Source organism: Ewingella sp. AOP8-B2-18 (assembly GCF_052376015.1).
Lineage (GTDB): Bacteria > Pseudomonadota > Gammaproteobacteria > Enterobacterales > Enterobacteriaceae > Ewingella > Ewingella allii.
This window is the reverse complement of the sequence record NZ_JBQSVB010000006.1, coordinates 77351-94282: the sequence shown is the minus strand read 5'-3', so window position 1 is coordinate 94282 and position 16932 is coordinate 77351. Positions and strand designations below refer to the sequence as shown.

General features: G+C 54.3%; 13 protein-coding genes. 7 read left to right on the top strand and 6 right to left on the bottom strand.

Translation table 11 applies throughout. From position 1 onward, the window contains the following. Positions 1-18: 18 nt before the first annotated feature. Positions 19-834: a co-chaperone DjlA gene (gene djlA, locus ACT3RR_RS13645; RefSeq protein ID WP_441656070.1), complete on the bottom strand. Its 816-nt coding sequence runs from the start codon at positions 832-834 to the stop codon at positions 19-21. A 182-nt stretch (positions 835-1016) separates the two neighbouring features. On the opposite strand from djlA, the gene lptD reads away from it, so the two are divergent. The 6 genes from lptD (at position 1017) to apaH (ending at position 7923) form a co-directional block, all read left to right on the top strand. Beyond that, the gene (lptD, locus tag ACT3RR_RS13640; RefSeq protein WP_496200511.1) at positions 1017-3392 is read left to right on the top strand and encodes an LPS assembly protein LptD; all 2376 of its coding nucleotides are present in this window, start codon (positions 1017-1019) and stop codon (positions 3390-3392) included. 66 nt (positions 3393-3458) lie between these two features. Next, on the top strand, positions 3459-4754 hold the full coding sequence (gene surA, locus ACT3RR_RS13635; RefSeq protein ID WP_496200510.1) for a peptidylprolyl isomerase SurA: 1296 nt from the start codon (positions 3459-3461) through the stop codon (positions 4752-4754). Further along, entirely contained in the window at positions 4744-5751 is a 1008-nt protein-coding gene (pdxA, locus tag ACT3RR_RS13630) for a 4-hydroxythreonine-4-phosphate dehydrogenase PdxA (protein WP_353500970.1), read from the top strand. Before surA ends, pdxA begins: the two co-directional genes overlap by 11 nt. Before the next feature lie 20 nt (positions 5752-5771). After that, positions 5772-6605 (top strand): 16S rRNA (adenine(1518)-N(6)/adenine(1519)-N(6))-dimethyltransferase RsmA, encoded by an 834-nt coding sequence (rsmA, locus tag ACT3RR_RS13625; RefSeq protein WP_353500969.1) that lies wholly within the window; start codon positions 5772-5774, stop codon positions 6603-6605. An 80-nt stretch (positions 6606-6685) separates the two neighbouring features. Continuing rightward, entirely contained in the window at positions 6686-7063 is a 378-nt protein-coding gene (apaG, locus tag ACT3RR_RS13620) for a Co2+/Mg2+ efflux protein ApaG (protein WP_496200509.1), read from the top strand. Between the two features lie 5 nt (positions 7064-7068). Further along, positions 7069-7923: a bis(5'-nucleosyl)-tetraphosphatase (symmetrical) ApaH gene (gene apaH, locus ACT3RR_RS13615; RefSeq protein WP_396131607.1), complete on the top strand. Its 855-nt coding sequence runs from the start codon at positions 7069-7071 to the stop codon at positions 7921-7923. A gap of 65 nt (positions 7924-7988) precedes the next feature. Here apaH and folA read toward each other — a convergent pair whose 3' ends face one another. After that, positions 7989-8477, bottom strand: coding sequence for a type 3 dihydrofolate reductase (gene folA, locus ACT3RR_RS13610; protein WP_278878633.1), 489 nt, complete (start codon positions 8475-8477; stop codon positions 7989-7991). A gap of 421 nt (positions 8478-8898) precedes the next feature. Here folA and ACT3RR_RS13605 point away from each other — a divergent pair, with 421 nt between their 5' ends. Further along, positions 8899-9513, top strand: coding sequence for a LysE family translocator (locus ACT3RR_RS13605; protein ID WP_496200508.1), 615 nt, complete (start codon positions 8899-8901; stop codon positions 9511-9513). Between the two features lie 82 nt (positions 9514-9595). On the opposite strand, the gene kefC is transcribed toward ACT3RR_RS13605, so the two are convergent. The 4 genes from kefC to carA all read right to left on the bottom strand — a co-directional run bounded on the left by kefC (position 9596) and on the right by carA (position 16544). Then, a complete protein-coding gene (gene kefC, locus ACT3RR_RS13600) occupies positions 9596-11449 on the bottom strand; it encodes a glutathione-regulated potassium-efflux system protein KefC (protein WP_353500964.1) in 1854 nt (617 codons plus the stop codon). Then, positions 11436-11996, bottom strand: a complete 561-nt coding sequence (gene kefF, locus ACT3RR_RS13595) for a glutathione-regulated potassium-efflux system oxidoreductase KefF (protein WP_353500963.1) — start codon at positions 11994-11996, stop codon at positions 11436-11438. Before kefF ends, kefC begins: the two co-directional genes overlap by 14 nt. 145 nt (positions 11997-12141) lie before the next feature. Next, positions 12142-15366, bottom strand: coding sequence for a carbamoyl-phosphate synthase large subunit (gene carB, locus ACT3RR_RS13590; protein WP_353500962.1), 3225 nt, complete (start codon positions 15364-15366; stop codon positions 12142-12144). Between the two features lie 17 nt (positions 15367-15383). Continuing rightward, entirely contained in the window at positions 15384-16544 is a 1161-nt protein-coding gene (gene carA, locus ACT3RR_RS13585) for a glutamine-hydrolyzing carbamoyl-phosphate synthase small subunit (protein WP_353500961.1), read from the bottom strand. Between the last annotated feature and the right edge of the window lie 388 nt (positions 16545-16932).

Here is a 16932-nt window from a genome sequence, read left to right as displayed (position 1 = left end):
TGCCTTTTGCATGGATGCTTATTTAAAACCTTTCTCGCGTTTAATCAGGTCATAAGCCGCCTGAATCGCCTGCGCCTTCTCTTTCGCCATCTCCATCATTTCCGGCGGCAGGCCTTTCGCCACCAGCTTGTCGGGATGATGTTCGCTCATCAGCTTGCGATAGGCGCGCTTAATGACGGCGCTATCGTCTGACGGACTGACACCCAGCACTTTACAAGCATCGGCCAGCGTCGGCCCTTGCGGAGCCTGCCGGAATCCGCCCTGTGAGTAATGCCCCTGCTGCCCGCCAAATTGCTGACCGCCCTCCATCATGCTGAGGAACTGGTCGAACTGCTGGCGGGAGATGCCTAACTCTTCGGCGATGACGTACAGCACCTGCCGTTCATTAGGATGCAGCGAGCCATCGGCAAAGGCGGCCTGGATCTGAATTTCCAGAAAAGTCCGGATTAGGTCGAAACGCCCAAAACAGACGCTGCGCAGTTCGCGCATCTTCTCACGCAGTGGATAACTCGACTCTTTACCACTCTGGAATGCGCGCTGTGCCGCATTTCGGTTCTCGCCGTGCAGCTGCATTCTGTCCATATAAAGGCTGGCAATCTGAATATCAGCCTCGGTAACACGCCCCTTTGATTTCGTTAAATGCCCCATCACCTCAAAGGTGGTGCGGAAAAATAGTGTTTGTCTTGTCTGTTGATCGGCAAAATAGCCGCGGCTTTTAGCCGAGCGCGCCTTGTCGAACATATGCCCAATCAACAGTCCTATAACGATTCCCCAGAATCCCACGCCGGACATTAAACCCAGCACAAGCCCGAGCAGCTTTCCCCAATACTGCATATACTCCTCAATTCACCATGGCGTCGTCGAAAAATTGCTTTATCATAACTGGCATTTATCGTTGTGCCTAACGGCGACGACGTTTACCGGTTGGATTTAACACTAGCGCAACGATGATGAGTAATATAGTCTCTGACCGTTTGCCGGCATGATGCCTCTGATGACGGAACACCATTTTACGTATGAAAAACAGACGTCTGAAAACACGCTTCCCCACGCTGCTGGCCACCACTATTTGGACGGCCCTGTACAGCCATGGCGCTTTAGCTGATCTCGCTGCGCAGTGTATGCTCGGCGTGCCTACTTATGATAAACCTCTGGTAACCGGTGATCCGAATAAGCTTCCTGTTAATATTCAGGCGGATCAGGCCACCGGCAACTATCCCGACAACGCGCTGTTTAGCGGTAGCGTTAATGTCGAGCAGGGTAACAGCTCTCTTACTGCCGATCAGGTGCAGCTTAACCAGGTGACAACCCCTGGCGAAGCCACGCCACTTCGCACCGTGACCGCTACCGGTGACGTAAGATATAGCGATCCGCAGATCAAACTGAACGGCCCTAAAGGTTTCTCGAATCTGACCACCAAAGATACCGATCTGGAAAAAGGTGACTACCAGATGGTAGGCCGCCAAGGTCGCGGTACGGCAGATAAGATGAAGCAGCGTGACAGCAACCGCTACACCATCTTGGATAATGGTACCTTTACTTCCTGTCTGCCCGGCGATAACAGCTGGAGCGTGGTGGGTTCGACCATCATTGAAGATCGTCAGGAAGAAGTGGCTGAAATCTGGAATGCGCGCTTCCATATTGGCCCGGTGCCGGTGTTCTACAGTCCCTATATGCAGTTGCCTATCGGCGACCGCCGCCGTTCTGGTTTCTTAATCCCGAACGCCAACTACAGCAACACCAACGGCTTCGGCGTTACTATTCCTTATTACTGGAATATCGCGCCTAACTACGACGCCACTATCACCCCGAACTACATGAGCAACCGTGGTCTGCAATTGCAGAACGAGTTCCGTTATTTGACCGGCCTCGGCGCGGGTATGATGGAGTTCGATTATTTGGGCAATGACAAAAAAATTGACGACGATTATGTGAAGAGTCAGGCGCGTACCAGCGATAAAACCAAGCGCTGGATGTACTACTGGGCGCACTCAGGCGTCGTTGATCAAGTCTGGCGTTTCAACGTTGACTATACCAAGGTCAGCGATCCGTACTACTTCACCGACTTTGACTCCAAGTATGGCTCAACCACCGACGGCTATGCGGCGCAGAAATTCAGCGTCGGCTATGCCAATCAGAATTGGGATGCGACCTTAGCCAGTAAGCAGTTCCAAATCTTTAACGGCGCAGGTAACACCAACGCATACCGCGCAATGCCGCAGTTTGACGTCAACTACTACAAAAACGATCTCGGTCCGTTTGACCTTCATGTTTACGGCCAGGCCGCCAAGTTCACCAGCGTGAACCCGGATAACCCGGAAGCCACGCGACTGCACTTAGAGCCAACATTAAGCCTACCGCTGAGTAACAGGCTGGGTAGCCTGGATAATGAAGTCAAATTAATGACGACCCATTATCAGCAGGATATTCCTGACTCGTTCTTTGCTGCCAACCCTAACTCTAAGCTGCAAAGCTCGGTGAACCGTACGCTGCCTGAGTTTAAATCTGACGGCAAGATGGTGTTTGAACGCACTATGGATTGGAACGCGGGCTATACCCAAACCCTCGAACCACGCGCCCAGTATCTTTATATTCCTTACCGCGACCAGAGTGGGATCAACACCTATGACTCCACGCTGCTACAGTCCGACTACACCGGCCTGTTCCGCGATAAGAGTTACAGTGGCCTTGACCGCATTGCTTCAGCTAACCAAGTGGCGAGTGGTTTAACCACCCGTATTTACGATGATGGTTTGGTTGAACGCTTTAACGCGTCATTGGGGCAGATTTACTACTTCACCCCTCCGCGCACTGGCGATCAGAACAGCGTTCTGGACAAGAATGATGATACTGGCAGCCTGGTGTGGGCGGGTGACACTTACTATAAAATCAACGACTTCTGGGGTGTTCGCGGCGGTGCGCAGTATGACACACGCCTTGATGCCTTAGCGCTGGGTGATGCGGTGCTTGAATACCGTGCTGACTCGGACAAAATGGTTCAGTTGAGCTACCGTTATGCCAGCCCAGAGTATATTCAGGCTACGCTGCCAAACGTGCAAAACCCGGGTTATCAGCAAGGCATTTCGCAAGTGGGCGGCATCGCCAGCTGGCCAATCGCCGATCGCTGGGCCATCGTGGGTGCCTATTATTACGACACCAAAGCACAGCAACCGGCTGATCAATTGCTCGGTCTGCAATACAATACCTGCTGTTGGGCAGTTGGCTTTGGCTACGAGCGTAAAATCACCACCTTTGATACCGTCAACGCAGAAAGTAAGTATGACAACAGGATTTCACTCACTCTGGAACTTCGTGGCCTGAGTAATAGTCATACCCTCGGAACCGCAGAAATGCTGGGCCGCGGTATATTGCCTTACCAACGTGCATTCTAAGACCGACGACATGTTGAACTCAGTGAACTTGCATCCGCAATTGCGGATTAAACAAATGGAAAATGTATGAAGAACTGGAGAACACTTCTCCTCGGCGTAACGCTTTGTGCCAGCACCGCGTTTGCAGCCCCTCAAGAGGTTGATAAAGTGGCCGCCGTGGTGGATAACGGTGTGGTCCTGGACAGTGACGTCAACAGCCTGATGCAATCTGTTAAACAGCAGGCTAAAGAAGCAAATCAGCAATTACCTGATGATGCGACACTGCGTCACCAGATCCTTGATCGTCTGATCATGGACAAGATCCAGTTACAGATGGCCGATAAAATGGGCATCAAACTGACTGATGATGACGTTGATAAAGCCATCGCCGGTATTGCCGCACAGAACAAACTGACGGTTGACCAACTGCGTAGCCGCCTGGCCTACGACGGTCTGAACTACAGCACTTACCGTGCCCAGATCCGCAAAGAGATGATGATCAGCGAAGTGCGTAACAGCGAAGTTCGCCGTCGCGTTACCGTTCTGCCGCAGGAAGTGGATGCACTGGCCAAACAGGTTGGCGCGCAAAACGGCGGCGACGCTGAGTTCAACCTGAGCCACATTTTGCTCCCCCTGCCGGAAAACCCAACGCAGGATCAGGTCGATACGGCTGAAGCTTTAGCCAAGAAACTGGTAGCTGAACTGAACAACGGTGGCGACTTCGGCAAAATGGCGATCGCCTACTCTGCTGACTCCCAGGCGCTGAAAGGCGGCAACATGGGTTGGGGCAAATTGCAGGAGCTGCCAACGCTGTTTGCTCAGGCACTGAGCACCGCGCAGAAAGGCCAAATCATCGGCCCAATCCGTTCCGGCGTCGGCTTCCATATCCTGAAAGTTAACGATATCCGTGGCGACAACAAAACCGTTTCTATTACCGAAGTTCACGCACGTCACATCTTGCTGAAGCCGTCGGTGGTCATGACTGACGATCAGGCTCGCGCGAAGCTTGAGCAGGTCGCGGCGGATATTCGCAGCGGTAAAGCCAAGTTTGCTGATGAAGCGAAGCAGCTTTCTCAGGACCCAGGTTCAGCGAATCAGGGCGGCGACTTAGGCTGGGCATCTCCTGACATGTACGATCCGGCGTTCCGTGACGCCCTGATGAACCTGAAAAAAGGCGAACTCAGCGCACCGGTTCACTCCTCATTCGGCTGGCACTTGATTCAGTTACTCGATACCCGTCAGGTGGATAAAACCGACGCAGCGCAGAAAGAGCGCGCGTATCGCATGCTGTTCAACCGTAAATTCTCTGAAGAAGCTCAGACCTGGATGCAGGAACAACGTGCCAATGCGTACGTGAAGATTCTGGACGGTAATGGACAATAATTCTTTAGCGACAAAAAGTTTGGTCATCACCCCCGGCGAGCCAGCCGGGGTTGGGCCGGATCTGGTACTTGCTCTGGCTCAACAGGCGTGGCCTGTTGAGTTAGTGGTTTGTGCCGATCCGGCTTTGTTACTTGAGCGCGCCCAGATTTTGGGATTGAAAATCGAGTTACGTGATTACCAGCCGGGCGCGGCGCCTCAGCCTCAAGCCGCGGGCACGCTGACCGTTTTGCCGGTGAAAACCGCGGTTCCGGTGATCGCCGGTCAGCTTAACGTAGCTAATGCAGGTTACGTGGTGGAAACGCTGGCTCGCGCCTGTGACGGCGCTATCAACGGCGAATTCGCCGGCTTAGTGACCGGTCCGGTGCAGAAAAGCATTATCAATGATGCCGGAATTCCGTTTATCGGCCATACCGAGTTCTTCGCCGATCGCAGCCAATGCAATCGCGTGGTGATGATGTTGGCGACGGAAGAGTTGCGCGTTGCTCTGGCGACGACGCATCTGCCGCTGATGGACGTCCCCGCAGCGATCACTCGTCAAAGCTTGCATGAAGTGATCACCATTTTGCATCATGACTTGCAGACCAAATTTGGTATTGTCGATCCGCAAATTTATGTCTGTGGTCTGAACCCGCACGCGGGGGAAGGCGGTCACATGGGGCATGAAGAGATTGATACCATCATTCCTGCGCTGAATGAACTGCGCGAAAAGGGAATGAGTCTGATTGGTCCGCTGCCAGCAGATACGCTGTTCCAGCCGAAATATCTGCAACACGCCGACGCGGTGTTATCGATGTATCACGATCAGGGCCTTCCGGTGCTAAAATACCAAGGATTCGGTCGCGCAGTGAATATCACACTCGGCCTGCCCTTTATCCGGACCTCCGTTGATCACGGTACCGCACTTGAACTGGCCGCCACCGGCACTGCCGATGCAGGCAGCTTCAAGACTGCAATAAATCTCGCCATTCGCATGGCAACCAATTCTGCTGTTCTATAAAGAAAAGTAAAACAACTACAATGAATAATCGTGTACACCAAGGCCACTTTGCTCGTAAACGTTTCGGGCAAAACTTTTTAACCGATCAGTTTGTTATCGACAGCATTGTATCGGCTATCCATCCATTGCCCGATCAGGCCGTTGTCGAAATCGGTCCCGGCCTGGCTGCTTTAACAGAGCCGGTTGCCTCGCGCCTTAATAGTATGACCGTGGTCGAGCTTGACCGCGATTTGGCCGCCCGTCTGGAGACCAATCCGAAAATGGCCGGCAAGCTGCGTGTGATCCAGTCTGACGCCATGAAAGTCGACTTCGGCGAGCTGTCGAAAGAGCTGGGCCAGCCGCTGCGCGTGTTCGGCAACTTGCCGTATAACATCTCCACGCCGCTGATGTTCCACCTGTTCCTATATACTAATGCTATTCGCGACATGCACTTTATGTTGCAAAAAGAAGTGGTTAACCGTCTGGTTGCCGGGCCGAACAGCAAAGCTTACGGCCGCCTGAGCGTGATGGCGCAGTACTACTGCCATATTATTCCCGTGCTGGAAGTTCCGCCGGAATCCTTCACGCCAGCGCCAAAAGTGGAATCTGCGGTGGTGCGTTTAATTCCGCACGCTGAAATCCCTTATCCGGTTGACGACATCCGTATTCTGAGTCGTTTGACCACCGATGCCTTTAACCAGCGTCGCAAAACCGTGCGTAACAGCCTCGGCCATTTATTCACCGTTGAAGAGATGGTAGAACTGGGTCTGGATTTACAGATGCGCGCAGAGAATATTTCTGTTGAGATGTACTGCAAACTGGCTAATCGCTTATCTACCCGGCCAAAAAACGGCCAGCCGCAGCCAGAACAATAATCGTACTGAGCCAATATGATAAGGGGCGCAAGTGCCAAAGCACTGCGCCTCGAAACATAAAGGAAGCGAGGAGTAACGCTATGCTTGATTCACCACGCGTATGTGTTCAGGTGCAAAGTGTCTACATTGAATCGCAGTCGATACCTGAAGAAGAGCGCTATGTCTTCTCCTACACCGTGACCATCCGTAATCTCGGCCGCTTCAACGTAAAATTACTCCGCCGTTATTGGTTGATTACTAATAGTAATGCCCGGCAGATAGAAGTTCAGGGTGAAGGTGTGGTCGGTGAACAACCGCTTATTCTTCCTGGTAACGAATTCCATTACACCAGCGGCGCCGTGCTAGAAACGCCACTGGGCACCATGGAAGGGCATTACGAAATGGTCGCAGAGGACGGTGAATTATTCCGTGTCCCTATCCCTGTTTTTCGCCTCGCAATCCCAACGCTGATAAATTAACTCTCATGTCGACATATCTTATTGGTGATGTTCACGGCTGTATCGATGAACTCAAAGCGCTATTGGCGCAAGTCAATTTCAATCCTGAACAAGACCGATTATGGCTGACAGGCGACCTCGTGGCGCGCGGCCCCAACTCGCTCGAAGTGCTGCGCTATGTCAGCAGCTTGGGTGAGTCAGTGCGCATGGTGCTGGGAAATCATGACCTGCACTTGCTGGCGATTTATGCCGGGATCAGCTTTAACAAACCCAAAGATCGTCTCAATCCGCTGTTGGAAGCAGAAGACGCCGATGAGCTGATCAACTGGCTGCGTCGTCAACCGGTATTGCAGGTTGATGAAGAGCTGAAGCTGGTGATGGCTCATGCGGGCATCACGCCGCAGTGGGACCTGGAAACCGCGCAGATGTGCGCCCGTGAAGTGGAAGCCGTGCTGAGCAGCGACACCTATCCGCTGTTCCTCGACGCCATGTATGGCGATATGCCGAACAACTGGTCGCCAGAGCTGAGCGGCTTAGCCCGCCTGCGTTTTAGCACCAACGCCCTTACCCGCATGCGCTACTGCTTCCCGAACGGTCAGTTGGACATGATGTGCAAGGACACGCCGGAGAACGCGCCGCGCCCACTTAAACCTTGGTTTGATATTGAAAGCCCGATCCGCCAGGCTGGATACAGTATCGCCTTTGGGCACTGGGCTTCTCTGGAAGGTAAAGGCGCGCCGGAAGGCGTTTATGCGCTGGATACCGGCTGCTGCTGGGGTGGCGTATTGACCATGATCCGTTGGGAAGATAAGCAATATTTCACCCAACGCTCTAATCGCCGTAGCGACAAAGAGCAGGTTGCGGCGCCGACCGCGTCCTGAATTGGCTTCGGCAGATCAAAAAAGGCACCTTTTCAGGTGCCTTTTTATTTGGCCAGCGTGCGGGATTAGCCGCGATTTCTGTCCAGAATTTCAAAGCAGAAGCCGTGAGAGTTCTGCTCGTCAGCGTCGTGGAATTCACTGAAGGTGCTTTCCCACTCATCCGGCTCGTAGTCGGGGAAGTGCGTGTCCCCTTCTACTTCGGCATCAATGTGCGTCAGGTATAAACGGTCAGCGCGCGCCAGGAACTGGTCGTATACGTGACCACCGCCCATGACCATCACTTCCTCAACATCGCCCGCCGCAGCAATAGCAGCATCAATGGAGGTAACCCAGGTGACGCCGTCGTGCGTGCCCGGTTGTGAACTGATCACGATATTTAAGCGACCAGGCAAAGGACGACCAATAGACTCGAACGTTTTGCGTCCCATGATGACCGGTTTGTTCAGCGTATTACGCTTAAACCAAGCCAGGTCAGCCGGTAAATGCCAAGGCATGGCGTTTTCCATGCCAATAACGCGATCCGCCGCCAGTGCGGCGATCAGGCTGATAATCATTATGAAGCCCTGTGTAGAAGAGGATATTTACGGTGACTCAAAAAAGTGCAGACACTATACGGAAAGCCCCTCAAGCCGTCGATAGCGATAACTGCCCAACCTACAGATATAAGATGGCTCTTAGTCATGCGCGATTTATCATTATAAAAATTCCAATTCGGCACCTTAATCCACGTCATATATAACGGATAATTATCTTAAAACGGTATATATCACTTATACGAATTCCAGACTCTTCAGAGCTTGTACAGTGCGGCTTACATGCTGGCGGCATTCGCGTACAGGGCCGTACAGCCCTCACCACTCCGCCGACGCGACTTTATACGAAACACAAAAAAAAAGCGTCGCCCGTAGTTTATGACTTTCAGGATTGGCGTATGATGCCGCCCTATCTGCTATTGAATCAACGACGGTTATTACCATGCTTGAAACCTCCCTGTTTGTCGCCAGCATCTCCCTGCTCGGCATGCTCTCCCCCGGCCCAGATTTCTTTCTGGTGATAAAGAATGCGGCGCGCTATCCGAAAGTGGCGGCGCTGATGACGTCTCTGGGTGTGATTTGCGGGGTGATAACCCATATGTCTTACTGCGTGGCCGGGCTGGCGGTAGTGATCACCACCACGCCGTGGCTGTTCGACATCCTGAAGTATGTCGGCGCGGCTTACCTGATTTGGGTCGGCATTCAGGCGCTGTTCTCGCGCTCCAATAGCAAAATGAATCTGGACGGTTTAGAACAGCAACAAATCAAGCTGCACAAAGCTTTCATTCAGGGCTACTTGTGCAATTTGCTCAACCCAAAGGCCACTCTGTTCTTCCTGGCGATGTTCACTCAGGTGCTGCAAGTGAACTCCAGCGTGGGCGAAAAGCTGTGGTATGCCTCGATTATCATTGGGCTGTCAGCCATTTGGTGGCCGCTGCTCTCCCTGCTGATCCAAAGCGCGCCGGTGCGCCGTGGTCTGGCAAAAGCACAGAAGATTGTCGATAAGCTGCTCGGTGGCGTGCTGATTGGTTTAGGGATTAAAGTCGCGCTGAGCTAATACCCCGCGGCCTTAACGCAAAACGGGCGATGCCTGCGCACCGCCCGTTTAATAATAAACTTCTTATCTCTTCAAGTTCGCCTTATCCCTTGGCTTCAATCACCTCATCTTCCGGCGCTTTACCGTCAATACTTCCACGCCAGCCCTGCTGCTGCCCTGAGGCCAGACGCTTCTGATCCTGCTCGATGGCGTCCGTCAGCATATCTTTGGCACGCTGCATACTGGCAACGCGGAACTCGGTATCCTCATAATTCTCGATAGTGGCTTCGAGCATTTTAAGGTTGTAGCGACGGAACAGATCGGCTTTTTCCCGCGCCTCGTAAGCATCTAATCCCAGGAACTCCAGCGTCTCACGCCCGACGCGCAGCGAGCCTTCAAACAGCTCACGCTCTGGCGCCTCAACGCCAAGGCGACGCAGCTGATACCAGTGGTCGACGTCGCGAGCGCGGGCGATAATTTTCAAGTTCGGGAAATGCTCTTTCGCCAGCTCGGTGAGCTGGAGATTGGCCTCAACGTCGTCAATCGCGTTAATCAGCACCTTGGCCTGCCCCGCACCAGCGGACTCCAGCAGGTCAACGCGGGTGGCGTCGCCGTAAAACACTTTTGTGCCGAACTTGCGCAGCGTTTCGATATGGTCCGGGTCGTGATCCAAAACCACGGTATGCACGTTATTGGCCAGCAACAGACGGCCGGCGATCTGCCCGAAACGCCCAAATCCGGCAATGATCACCGTGGCATTTTCATCATCAATGGTATCGTCAGGGCGATTGTCTTTCGGCGCGTTGCGCTCCAGACGACTCGCCAGCACCAGCAGCAGCGGCGTGACCGCCATGGAAAGCGCCACCGCCAGCGTCAGGGCTTTCGCCCACTCTACTGGCAGCACACCGGCCATCTGCGCGGTGCTGAAAATCACGAAAGCGAATTCACTGCCCTGCCCGATAAGAATGGCAAACAGGCCGCGCTGGCGTTTTGGCACGCCGAGCATCGGCCCAATAAGCCACAGCAGCGCGGCTTTCAGCAGCATGAAGCCCACCAGCAAAGTGGCAATTAACAGCGGCTGATGCACCAGCGTGCCGAAGTCGATAGACATGCCGACGCCGATGAAGAACAGCCCCAGCAGCAAGCCTTTAAAGGGCTGAATATCGCTTTCCAGCGCGTGGCGGTATTCCGAACTCGCCAGCATCACACCTGCCAAAAACGCCCCCATCGCCATCGACAGGCCCGCCGTTTCGAGCAAAATACCAAAGCCGAATACCAGAAAAAGCGCCACGGCGCTGAACACTTCGCGCATACCCGAACGGGCAACAAAGTGCAGCAAGGGCCGCGCCACGTAGCGCCCGAGCAGAATAACCGCTGCCAGTGCGCCAATCACTTTCGCGGCGGATAGCCCAAAGCTTGCCAGCGTAGTGGCTTCTCCGGTGCTCGCCAATAGAGGGATCATGGCAACCAGCGGAATGGCCGCGATGTCCTGAAACAGCAGCACGGCAAAGGCGCTACGGCCAATGGGTGAAGTGGTCAGGCTGCGCTCGCTCATGGCCTGCATGGCGATAGCGGTGGAGGAAAGCGCCAGCGTCAGGCCAATCAGCAAAGCGACTTTCCAGTCCAGACCCAGCAAATAACAGAACAGGCTGAGCAGTAAACCACAGCCGCCCATCTGGATACTGCCACCGCCGAATACCGAGGCGCGCAGGGTCCATAGGCGTTTCGGGTCCAGCTCAAGGCCGATGATAAACAGCATCAGCACCACGCCGATCTCCGCAAAGGTCAGAATCGACTCAGGGTCAGAAACCAGCTTTAGCCCCCACGGGCCGATGATGCAGCCCGCAATCAGATAGCCCAGCACCGAGCCTAAGCCAAGGCGCACGGCAATCGGCACAAACAGCGCGGCGGAGCCGAGGTAGAGCAGCCCTTCAAGCAGCAAATTATGGTTTTCCATCGCTGCCTCCCACTGGCGCGGTTTCTTTCAAACTCAGACAAGCCGACAGGCGGCGGCGATACTCTTCGCCGGAGGCTTTCAGCGCCACCTCGTCGCAAATAAAGGTGTTATGTACGGCAAAATACGGCAACCAGTTCATCCCGCAGTAAACTGCAGTGGCCTGCAGCGGCTGGGCTAGAACGTCGAAATCAGGATGGTCGCCCAGCTCAAAGTGATGCTCATTGCCGCCGGTGGTCACCGCCCACAGACAGTGTTTACCATTCAAGGCATTGCCTTCATGGCCATAGGCCCAACCGTGCTCCAGCACTTTATCAATCCACAGTTTTAGCAGCGGCGGCATGCTGTACCACTGAAGAGGATGTTGGAAAACCACCAGATCGGCGCGCTCGACCGCCGCCTGCTCAGCGCTGATATCAATGCTGAAATCGGGATAGAGATCGTAAAGAGAGCGGACTTCGACATCAGGAAGATCAGCGATTGCCGACAGCAAGCGCTGATTGGCCCGGGAGTGGCGTGGATAAGGGTGGGCGTAAACAATTAAAATCATCAGTCAGCTCATATCGTCAAAACATAGATTAATCATAAAGTATTTCTGCGGTTTATAACTGCCGCCAGTGCCAAGCGAAAGTAATAAAAACGCCCGCTTCCTTTCGGTTGCGGGCGTCGCAGTACCAGACACTAAAGTCTTAAGGTTACTTTTTAATTTTAGCGTGCATTTCCTGAACCGAAATCACCTGCTCGGTTGGGTCGGAAGAGAGCGCCATTGCGGTCGCGAAACCGCCGTTCAGGGTGGTGTCATAGTGCACTTTGTATTGCAGCGCGCTGCGGCGAATCAGCTTGGAATCCTCAATCGCCTGACGACCCGCCGTGGTGTTCACGATATACACATACTCGCCGTTTTTGATGCGGTCCTGAATGTGCGGGCGGCCTTCATGCACCTTGTTGACCAGGCGTGGGTTAATCCCCGCTTCGCCCAGCACCACAGCAGTACCGTGAGTAGCGTCCAGCTCGAAGCCGCGTTTAAGCAGCTTGGCGGCCAAATCCACCACGCGACCTTTATCCCCTTCGCGCACTGACAGCAGCGCACGTCCGGCTTTCTTCATGCCGGAGTTACTGCCGAGCTGCGCCTTGGCGAAGGCTTCGGCGAAGGTGCGACCGACGCCCATCACTTCACCGGTTGAGCGCATTTCTGGCCCTAAGATTGGGTCAACGCCCGGGAACTTGTTGAACGGTAGCACCACTTCTTTCACCGAGTAGTACGGTGGAATGATCTCTTCGGTCACGCCTTGCTGAGCCAGCGTCTGCCCCGCCATCACACGAGCCGCCACTTTCGCCAGCGGAATGCCCGTGGCTTTAGAGACGAACGGCACGGTACGCGCGGCGCGTGGGTTAACCTCAATCAGGTAAACCTCATTGTTTTTCACCGCGAACTGCACGTTCATCAGGCCGCGAACGCTCAGCTCAAAGGCCAGTTTCTCAACCTGTTGGCGCATCACGTCCTGAATCTCTTTGCTCAGCGTGTAGGCTGGCAGAGAACAGGCGGAGTCGCCGGAGTGCACGCCAGCTTGCTCGATGTGCTCCATGATGCCGCCAATCAGTACGCGCTCACCGTCGCAGATAGCGTCGACGTCGACTTCTACCGCGTCATCAAGGAAACGGTCGAGCAGCACCGGCGCGTCGTTAGAGACGCTAACCGCGTTCTGGAAGTAGCGACGCAGGTCGATTTCGTCATACACGATTTCCATCGCGCGGCCGCCCAGCACGTAAGACGGGCGCACCACCAGCGGATAACCAATGCCGCTGGCTTTTTCTACCGCTTGCTCAATGGTCGCGACCGTGGCGTTAGCGGGCTGTTTCAGGCCCAGGCGGTTAACCGCCTGCTGGAAACGCTCGCGGTCTTCGGCGCGGTCGATGGCGTCAGGGCTGGTGCCGATAATTGGCACGCCCGCTGCTTCGAGTTCGCGAGCCAGTTTCAGCGGAGTTTGCCCGCCGTATTGCACGATCACGCCTTTTGGCTGTTCGATACGCACGATTTCCAGCACGTCTTCCAGCGTCACTGACTCGAAGTACAGGCGGTCAGAGGTGTCGTAGTCGGTGGAAACCGTTTCAGGGTTACAGTTCACCATGATGGTTTCGTAGCCGTCTTCGCGCAGCGCCAGCGAGGCGTGAACGCAGCAGTAGTCGAACTCGATGCCCTGACCGATACGGTTTGGCCCGCCGCCTAACACCATGATTTTTGGCTTATCGTTAGTCGGGTTGGACTCGCACTCTTCTTCATAAGTGGAGTACATGTAGGCAGTGTCGGTGGAGAATTCTGCCGCACAGGTATCAACACGTTTGTAGACCGGGTGCAGGTTGTATTTGTGACGCAGTTTGCGTACTTCGCTCTCTGACACGCCAACCAACTTCGCCAAACGCAGGTCGGCAAAGCCTTTGCGCTTCAGCATGCGCAGGTAGTCGTGGGTCAGGATGTTGAAGCCGCCTTCGGCCACTTCGTTTTCCAGCTTCACCAGTTCTTCAATCTGCACCAAGAACCAGCGGTCGATGTTGGTCAGGTTGAAGATACCGTCGACAGACAGGCCAGCGCGGAAGGCGTCGGCGATGTACCAGATACGGTCTGAACCGGCTTCTTTCAGTTCGCGGCGGATCTTGGTCAGCGCTTCCGGGTCGTCCAGACTGACTTTCGGGTCGAAGCCGCTAGCGCCCACTTCCAAGCCGCGCAGGGCTTTTTGCAGAGATTCTTGCTGGGTGCGGCCAATCGCCATTACTTCGCCGACAGATTTCATCTGCGTGGTCAGACGGTCGTTAGCACCGGCAAACTTCTCGAAGTTGAAGCGAGGGATCTTAGTCACAACGTAGTCGATTGAAGGCTCGAACGATGCCGGCGTTTTGCCGCCGGTGATGTCGTTCATCAGCTCGTCCAGCGTATAACCTACCGCCAGCTTGGCGGCCACTTTGGCAATCGGGAAGCCGGTTGCTTTAGAAGCCAGAGCAGAAGAGCGCGACACGCGCGGGTTCATTTCGATAACAATCAGGCGGCCGTTTTTCGGGTTCACGGAGAACTGCACGTTAGAACCGCCGGTTTCCACGCCGATTTCACGCAGTACCGCCATCGAGGCGTTACGCATGATTTGGTATTCTTTGTCGGTCAGGGTCTGCGCCGGAGCCACGGTGATGGAGTCACCGGTGTGGATGCCCATGGCGTCGAAGTTTTCGATTGAACAGACGATGATGCAGTTGTCGTTCTTATCGCGCACCACTTCCATTTCGTACTCTTTCCAGCCAATCAGCGACTCATCAATCAGCAGCTCTTTAGTTGGGGAAAGGTCCAGACCGCGCTCGCAAATCTCTTCGAACTCTTCGCGGTTGTAGGCGATACCGCCGCCGGTGCCGCCCATAGTGAATGATGGGCGGATGATGCATGGGAAGCCAACGTCAGCGGCAACCGCCAGCGCTTCTTCCATATTGTGAGCAATGCCGGAACGCGCGGTGTCGAGGCCAATCTTCTTCATCGCCACGTCGAAACGGCGGCGGTCTTCGGCTTTGTCGATAGCGTCGGCGGTGGCACCAATCATGGTGACGCCAAATTCCGCCAGCACGCCCTGACGTTCCAGCTCGAGTGCGCAGTTCAGTGCTGTCTGGCCGCCCATGGTTGGCAGCACGGCATCTGGACGCTCTTTCTCGATGATTTTACGCACCACTTCCCAGTGAATTGGCTCGATGTAAGTCGCGTCGGCCATTTCCGGGTCGGTCATGATGGTCGCCGGGTTGGAGTTCACCAGAATGACGCGGTAACCCTCTTCACGCAGGGCTTTACATGCCTGCGCGCCGGAATAGTCAAACTCACAAGCCTGACCGATAACAATCGGGCCAGCGCCGAGGATCAGGATGCTTTTTATGTCTGTACGTTTTGGCATGTTTTAGTGCTCCTGATTTATTTGCCAGTCTGAGTAGCGTGAGAACGGTATTGCTCAATCAGCTCGATAAAGTGGTCGAACAGCGGTGCCGCGTCGTGCGGGCCCGGGCTGGCTTCTGGATGCCCCTGGAAGCTGAACGCCGCTTTATCCGTGCGGTGGATCCCCTGAACCGTGTGGTCGAACAGCGATTTGTGGGTCACGCGCAGGTTGGCTGGCAGGCCATTTTCATCTACCGCAAAGCCGTGGTTCTGCGCGGTGATCATCACCACATTGTTGTCGAGATCTTTCACCGGGTGGTTACCACCGTGATGGCCAAGCTTCATTTTCAGCGTTTTCGCGCCGCTGGCCAGTGCCAGTAACTGGTGGCCCAGACAGATGCCGAAGACCGGAATGTCAGTCTCGAGGAAGGCCTTGATGGCGTCGATGGCGTAGTCGCATGGCTCCGGGTCGCCCGGTCCGTTGGACAGGAAGATGCCGTCTGGATTGAGCTTTAACACGTCTTCGGCTGGCGTTTGTGCCGGCACCACGGTCAGGCGGCAGCCGCGGTCAACCAGCATGCGCAGGATGTTGCGTTTTGCGCCGTAGTCATAAGCCACCACGTGGAATTTCAGCTCTTCAGCCGGTTTCGCTTCAGGCAGTTCGCCTTCTAATGTCCAGCTGCCCTGCTGCCAGCTGTAAGACTCTTTGGTGGTCACTTCTTTCGCCAAGTCCATCCCTTTCAGGCCTGGGAAGGCTTTGGCTTTCTCCAGTGCCAGCACCGCGTCCACGGAATCGCCAGCGATGATGCAGCCGTTTTGTGCGCCTTTTTCACGCAGCACGCGAGTCAGTTTACGGGTATCAATGTCGGCGATAGCGACGATGTTGTGGCGTTTGAGATAGTCAGAAAGGTTTTCGGTACTGCGGTAGTTGCTGGCAATAAGAGGTAAATCGCGGATAACCAAACCTTGAGCGTGTACTGCAGAGGATTCTTCATCAGCGGCGTTAGTGCCGACATTACCAATATGGGGATAAGTAAGAGTAACAATTTGGCGGGAATAGGAAGGATCAGTAAGGATTTCTTGATAACCGGTCATCGACGTATTGAAGACCACTTCCCCCACTGCCGTACCTTCTGCCCCGATGGCCCGACCGTGGAATTGGGTTCCGTCTTCCAGAACCAATAGCGCTGACTTTATCAAAGCATCCTCCAGGAATAATCAATCACATTATTTGCATATTAATTCAGATAAGCCGATCTAAATCAATGCAAAAATCGCCCTCGAAGCCAATTTTCGGCAAATTGCGCGCATTCTAATGATGGGCGCTCGCTTTGTCTACCAAAAGCACCAATATTTCTCTGTTTTATACAGAACTCAGTGAAATAGCGACCTCACAGCCATAAAAGCACGGGCTAAGTCACTATAGTAAACGTTTGCGAGGGCGGTTGTCTGAAAAAAGGCGGGAAATCGGCAAATGTTACACATCGGATCTGTTGAGGAGGTCGTTTTGTAGTCAGCGAAGAGCTTAAAAACTCACAAAACACATTTAAATAGGCATCAAATCAAGAAAAAGGAGCCAAGCTTCATT